3 protein-coding genes are annotated in these 2,222 nt (G+C 51.1%); 1 reads left to right on the top strand and 2 read right to left on the bottom strand.

Features of this window, described 5'->3' with window-relative positions; genetic code table 11:
* Positions 1–247, bottom strand: a 247-nt coding sequence (locus tag EI42_RS33680) for a hypothetical protein (protein ID WP_211326458.1), incomplete at its 3' end; no start/stop codon positions are given.
* A 63-nt stretch (positions 248–310) separates the two neighbouring features.
* On the opposite strand from EI42_RS33680, the gene EI42_RS31695 reads away from it, so the two are divergent.
* Positions 311–613: a hypothetical protein gene (locus EI42_RS31695; protein WP_111326964.1), complete on the top strand. Its 303-nt coding sequence runs from the start codon at positions 311–313 to the stop codon at positions 611–613.
* Between the two features lie 547 nt (positions 614–1,160).
* On the opposite strand, the gene EI42_RS32220 is transcribed toward EI42_RS31695, so the two are convergent.
* Entirely contained in the window at positions 1,161–1,532 is a 372-nt protein-coding gene (locus EI42_RS32220) for a hypothetical protein (RefSeq protein WP_137686066.1), read from the bottom strand.
* Positions 1,533–2,222: the final 690 nt, after the last annotated feature.

The raw sequence follows: 2,222 nt of genomic DNA on the forward strand, positions 1-2,222 counted from the left end.
AGCGGAACGTGGGTGAGATTGTTGGTGCAGTAAAAGCAGAGAAGGAAAAGGCGGGAGCGAGCCAGCAGAGGGAGGAGAGAGGGAGTGACCCAAGCAGGCACGCCGTCGCGGTTGTGTCTGGGAGGTGGAGCCGGTGGAGGATGAGGGGTGTGGTGGTTTGGAGCGTGTCCCCCACCACTCGTCTTTGCGGCGTCGTTGAGTTCGCGAGCGCATTGGTGTTGTGGTGCTGGGCTCCATGCTCAGACACGGCTTCCCTCCCGCAGGTTCCTCCGAAGCGGAAAGCGGGGTCCGTCTGCCCGGCCTGTTGAGGATGCCAAAAATCGGAACAAAGCCGGAGCAGGTACCTGTCCCGGGAATGGAGCAGCAGGTCCGGGTTTGGTGGAAAGAGGGGGGGGTGTTGCATCTTGTGGGGGAGCGTGCGATAGGGCATATGTTTCCGTTGCGAGAGAGGGATCAGGATGCTGTGGAAGCATATCTTTCATCCTCTGGGGAGCAGGTTGGTGCCAACGCAGATGACGAGGAGGAGACGTCATCGCAGGTTGCGGTCGTGCGTGACGGGGGGCTCTCTTCATCCGCTTGCGCGGAAAGTTTGCTTCCGCGTGGCATGAGATGAGAGGGTGCTGGCATGCGCTTTCAAGAGGAGGTGATGGACAAAAAGCGCTTTCAGAAGCTGGTGGCTGGAAGCGGGATCATCGGAGGAGGGTGGGACGGAACCGGGAGAGAGGGGGGAGGGTTGCGGTTTCGCAAAAGCGGAACGTGGGTGAGATAGTTGGTGCAGTAAAAGCAGAGGAGGAAAAGGCGGGAGCGAGCCAGCAGAGGGAGGAGAGAGGGAGTGACCCAAGCAGGGACACATAGGAGTAGAACAGCTTTTTGTGCTGATTGCTGAAGTGTTGAAGAAGGGATTGGTGAAGCTTGTTGGACGAGCGTCCTTGCAGAGTAAGAAGAGAAGCAGTGTGCATCGCGAATCGGGTAGAGGCAGCCTCTGGTAATGTGCAGAGAGCTGCTCGTTTTATTACCAGGCAGGAATGGGTGTCTCTTTGAGAAGAGACGCGAAGAGTCTGCTGGATCGGAGAAGTGGAATGGAAAGAAAGGCTTGTGGGATGATGTTGCCTCTTTAGCGCCGCTGGTTGGAGCTAAAGAGGAGCAACATGGTTTAACCTCTATGGCCAAGGCCAAATTTTTCTGGTGTGGCGGCGACTCTTTCTCCTTCGAACAGAGAAGTAATAGCCGAAGACGCTACCAAGAATGATGCTAGAGATCGTTGTTGACTGGAGGAGAATCGGTTCACGCGTGAGCATAAAGACAGAGAGAAGCAAGATGGCGATGGCAAGAGCCCCCCCTCCTAAAAGGCAGCGCATAAACGCTTCGCTGTTAAAATTCTTTTTAGGTGTTGGGGGTACTTTTTTCGGTTTGCGCGAAGACGCGGATTTCCTCTGTTTTTTTTGAGGAGAAAGGGAACTGTTTCTCCTATCTGTAGAAGAAGAGGTATCAAACTGGTATAGAATGTCGTTATACATGTGGTGGTCATCCATATGCCACCTCCTTTGTACTAAACGAGGGGAGCAGCACTTCTAACGCAAGCTCCCCGGACAACGGGACGCTACAGATGCGGCAACATCTGTAGCTTCTTTTTTCCTCAAAGACGATTTTTCCTGTATTCGAAGAAGAGCTGAACCCTCACGGAGGTAAAAAAATTGGGCTTGCTTGCCAGGAAGTTGAGAAGAGTAAAAAAAAAGACTGGGGAGAGTTTTCCCCGCTACCTCTCCGATCAGTAACAACATGTGACGCTTGTGAAATAATAACGTATAGGAATAGCTGTGAAAATAGGATAAGTACTTTCGTAATGATTATGTACTTACTTATCTTTGAATGAGATAGTAATGCTACAGAGTTTTATTAGAAAAAGGTGCTTGCTAAGCTGACATATCCCATTATGTACTATCTCATTGCTTTCACAGTACTTCCTCCCTCAACAATACTGCCTAAAACGGAAGAAGGAAGAGATATTCAAAGCCTTTCTCCAAAAAGTCCTCTGCTTGACGTCAAGCAGAGGGGCATGAAACCTGTTTGCTATCGCAGTGTATACGCGAGATTGCAGAATAAGAGTACAGAGGTTATAACCGATAATCCTGAAGGAGTCTCTCCTTGAGATGAGGGAGAGCAGAATCTGGAAGAGAAAGGAGGTCTGGCAGAAAGAAGTTAGCGAGGCGAGACTCCTCAGA

The sequence above is a fragment of the Thermosporothrix hazakensis genome (assembly GCF_003253565.1).
GTDB lineage: Bacteria > Chloroflexota > Ktedonobacteria > Ktedonobacterales > Ktedonobacteraceae > Thermosporothrix > Thermosporothrix hazakensis.